Genomic DNA, 4229 nt, shown 5'->3' with positions numbered 1-4229 from the left:
ATCATGGCCGCAATGGAGGGCAGCTCGCTATCCCTGCCGGGTTGTCCCGAGGTTGCGCAGGCGCGCGACGATGTCGGAATAGAGGCCTTCGAGCGGGCGAAAGACGAAGCGCACCGTCGATTTCCCAGGAGGGACGACCACCGCCCGGAAGAGAACATTGGCGCGGAGCAGCTCCGCCGGCCTCCCGTCAACCTCGACCTGCCACCAGTGATGCCAGACATCGTTCAGGACGAGATACCCGCCGCGCGGCGCATCGACGGCGAGCGTCACCGTCGTCGTGCCGTAGCTGCTGATGGCCACTGTCGCTGGCCCGGCCCCGGCAGCCGCGAGCGACGGCGGGTCTCGATCGAGGAGGACGGTGCGACGGGGATCGAAGCCCGGCGGCCACTGGCCGGTTGCCAGGATGCCGTCGAAATCGGCTTTCTGAGCCTCGGCAACGAGCAACACGCGCGGCAGCGCACGCGGATTTTCGTAGATATAGGCGTCCTTGGTGCGCGCGATCTGCCGGAGATCGCCGGGCTTGAGCTTGACGTCGATCTGCTCGACCGGCACGCCGGTCGCGATGAAGCGCAGGCCCAGCATGTCCGCCAGCAGCGAGCGATAGCCGGGCATCAAGGGGGAGAAGGTGCGCTGGTCCGGCAGGGCGACATGATCGCCGGCGCCGGTAGCCCTGGTGTAAAGGCCGAGCCGCAGCGGATTGTAGCCCAGGGTGTTGTCGAGCTGGTGGACCAGGCTGGCGTTCGGCCAATGGAAATCGATCGCCGCGAGCTCGATCCGGTCGCGCCGGTCGGGCGCGGCCGTGCGGGCGGTCTCGCGTTTCAGCAGGGCGATGGTCTCGTTCGTGCTGTCCCTGCGCAGCACGTCGTATGTCTGCGCGGGCAGGGCGGTGGACTCGCTCGGGCCATTGTTGACCGAGAGATCCACGACGAGCGTCGCAGCGAGCACGATGGCTGCCGCCAGCGAGGAACCGCGCATTGCCAGTCCCCGCGCGGCTACGAGGCCGCCGAGCGAGAGCGTGCCGCAGAGAAGCGCGATGACGAGCGGCGATATCGCGACGGGAATGCGCCCCACCGTCCAGGCGAGCCAGATCGCGAGCGCGAGCGCTCCGGCGAAGACCAGCGCTTCAAGGGCGATCTGCCAGGGGCGCGCCTTCGGCGCCGTACCGGTCATGACGAGATGAGTAAGATACCCGCCGAGGATCGCGAGCAGCGCGCCGGCGATGAAGAGTGCGTCGGCCGGGCGGCGGTAGAAGGCGACACCCGGCAATTCGAACAGGAGCCGGAAGGCGGGCGTATAGCGGCCGAGCGCATATAGCAGCACGATTGCGGCCGCGACGCCGAGCGCGACAATCTCTCGCCGCCAGAGCGCGCCGCGGATCATTCCGACGGTGAGGATCAGCCCCATGGGGAGCAGTCCGAGATAGAGCTGGCTCATGTTCCGGGCGAGGAACAGTCCGAGCGGGCCGAACCGCGCCTCCCAGCCCGGGCTTGGCGCGCCCCAGAAATCCGCCAGCGGCCCGGCGGCGCCGTAGAGATTGGCGACCAGCCCCGTGAGCAGTGCGGCGGGGTGCATCGAGCCCTTGCCCGCTTCGACGAAGTCGATCACAGGCCGGTTCGATTCCTGCGCGATGAAGGCGGTCAGCAGGATCGGTATGGTCGCGACGAGGATGGCACCGAACGTGCCGGCCATGAGCGCCGGCAGAGACGCCCGGAAGGCGCGCCAGGGGTTCTTCGCCATCAGGATGGCCGCGATCACCAGGCTGGCCAGGACATAGACGCCGATCAGCGCGACCTGATCGCGGCCGAGCACCATGAAACCGGAGATCACGCCGGCGGCGAAGCCGTAGCCGATCGAGCCGCGCTCGAGGGCGCGGGAGAGCAGGAAGAGCGTGATGGCGAAATAGCCGAGGCTCAGCACCTGCCCGACATGCTGGATGCGCCAGGCCGCGGCAGCCCCGAAGGCGAAGGACAGCGCCGCGACGATTGCGCCGGCCGGATGCCAGGCACGATCCCGGAAGATCAGGACGATCGACAGCGCGCCGGCGAGAAGCGTGCCGAGCACGGCACCGTCGCTCCAGCGGAAATCGGGCGAGGGATTCAGTGCCGCGATCAGCGCGAATGAGGGTGAGAAGATCAGCGATTGCGGGTCGGCGACCTGCGGCGAGCCGGAGAAGACATAGGGCGTCCAGAACGGCGAGAGACCGCGATGCCAGCTATCGGCAAGAAACTGGAGCTGGGGATGGAAATGGGCCTTCGCATCCCAGGGGATGGTGACCGCACCCGACAGCCACGGCCAGGACAGGGCAAGCCAGCACAGGAAGACGATGCAGGCCACGCTGGCGAGCGGCCAGCGCGGCGTTGGTTCGGGAGAAATTGTTTCGGGCGCGGGCATCAGCCAAGCCTGACCGCGAGCGCCGTCGCGATCAATCCGTCGGCGCCGCGCGGGCCATCAGCGCGTCCATGTCGATGAAATGGCCTGCTCGATCGCGCTTCGACGCGAGATAGCGGACATTGTGGGCGTTGGGGCGACCGAGCACGCGCTGGGTGGCCGCAACCTCGAGTCCGGCCGCCTCGATCGCGCCGATCTTCTGCGGATTGTTGGTGAGGGCCACGACGCTGGAGACGCCGAGCTGCTTCAGCATCGTGGCGGCGAAGTCGAAATGGCGCTGGTCGAGATCGAAGCCGAGCACCTCGTCGGCGTCATAGGTATCCCAGCCCTGGCTCTGCAGCTTGTAGGCGCGCATCTTGTTGGAGATGCCGTTGCCCCGCCCTTCCTGGTCCAGATAGAGCAGGATGCCGCCGTCGTTCTCCGCCATCCACTGCACGGTCTCGCGCAACTGGTCGCCGCAGTCGCATTTCAGCGAGCCGAACAGGTCACCGGTGAGGCACGCGGAGTGCAGGCGCACAGGCACGGCTGCCGAAAGATCGGGCTTGCCGACGATGATCGCGACCTGGTCGCGCAGGCCTTCGCCACCGCGGAATACGACGAACTCGGTCTCCGGCGCGCCTTCGAGTGGAACCGGCGCGCGCCCGACGATCTTCAGAGATGCGGCCTGCTCGGCGCGGTAGCCTTTGACGGCATCGAGCGCAATCTCGACCAGCGGCTCGCCGGCGATATCGGCGGCGTTCACCGGCACGACGATGACGGCTGGCAGGACGAGCGAAAGCCGGGCAAGTTCCAGCGCAGCTTCGTCCGAGGGAGACGCAGGCGCGATCGGCGCATCCATCCGGGCGTCGATCTTGAGCGCGAGCGTCTCGATACGAGCGAGGTCTATGGTGGGCAGGGCGAAGATGCCGCTCTCGCTGCGTCCCTTGGCACCAAGGCGGCGCAGGCGGGCACCGCTCAGGACAAGGTGGCCGCGGCCGGACGCCAGCGCATTGAGGCTCTGCACGAGCTTGTCGTCGGCCAGTTCCGCCGACAGGGCGAGTGCCAGTTGCTCCGCATCACGCAACAGGACCGGACGACCGGCACGAAACTCGGCAATTGCCCGGTCGACCCTCACGAGCGCGATTTCGAGGGAGGGGCCGAAGAGCGTACGCGACTCAGGCATCGGGAAGTCCGTCAGATTGGGCCGGCGAGCGGCCTAGGAGCGTCAAAGGCACCATCGCGGAACGATATAGGGGTTCTTGGTTCGCCCTTCCAGCAACGTTCCCGACAGGGCACGGTTCCACGGCGCGAGGCACTCAGGAACCAGAAACGGGAACCTGACCGGATGAGCCCCGTATAGGTTCGTGAGCTTGAACGTGAGATGAATGTCTTCCCCAGCGGCAAGCCCGGAGGTTGCCCGATGTCCAGGGAGATTGCGCCCGTCGGTTACAGCACAACCGCGCGCACGCTGCATTGGATCACGGTGGTCGCGGTGTTCGTCATGATCCCGGTCGGGTTGACGATGAGCTACCGCGGCAATGTGCTGGATATCTGGGATGGTCTGACCAACGGCCTCTACAGCGCCCATAAGCTGCTGGGATTCCTGCTGTTGTGGCTGACGGCGGGGCGGCTGGCCTATCGTGTCCTGCACGGTGCTCCGCCGGACGAGCCGACCCTCGAATGGTGGCAGAAGGCCGGCTCGCACCTTGTCCACTGGCTGCTGTACGGGCTGCTTCTCGTCGTGCCGTTGCTGGGCTGGATCGGCGTGTCGCTGTTTCCGGCGCTGACGATCTTCGACCTGTTCAGCTTGCCCGCACTCGCCCGGCCGGATGAGCCGGCGGCCCAACGCGTCCTCGGCATCC

The 4229-nt window shown here is 67.2% G+C and carries 3 protein-coding genes; 1 reads left to right on the top strand and 2 read right to left on the bottom strand.

What is annotated here, in order from left to right; genetic code table 11:
- Positions 1–27 precede the first annotated feature (27 nt).
- Complete coding sequence (locus ACIPIA_RS11175) at positions 28–2391, bottom strand: hypothetical protein (RefSeq protein ID WP_400509474.1); 2364 nt, start codon at positions 2389–2391, stop codon at positions 28–30.
- 31 nt (positions 2392–2422) lie between these two features.
- Positions 2423–3550, bottom strand: coding sequence for a GTP cyclohydrolase II RibA (gene ribA / locus ACIPIA_RS11170; protein ID WP_400509472.1), 1128 nt, complete (start codon positions 3548–3550; stop codon positions 2423–2425).
- Positions 3551–3787: 237 nt separating this feature from the next.
- Here ribA and ACIPIA_RS11165 point away from each other — a divergent pair.
- A partial coding sequence (locus tag ACIPIA_RS11165; protein WP_400509470.1) for a cytochrome b occupies positions 3788–4229 on the top strand: 442 nt, incomplete at its 3' end.

It is taken from the genome of Allobosea sp. CER48, from assembly GCF_044752385.1.
Lineage (GTDB): Bacteria > Pseudomonadota > Alphaproteobacteria > Rhizobiales > Beijerinckiaceae > Allobosea.
This window is presented reverse-complemented; position numbering and strand designations above follow the sequence as displayed.

Excerpts from the sequence above, each read along its gene's own strand:
- ACIPIA_RS11175 (WP_400509474.1), bottom strand. The coding sequence starts at position 2,391 with ATGCCCGCGCCCGAAACAATTTCTCCCGAACCAACGCCGCGCTGGCCG.
- ribA (WP_400509472.1), bottom strand. The coding sequence starts at position 3,550 with ATGCCTGAGTCGCGTACGCTCTTCGGCCCCTCCCTCGAAATCGCGCTC.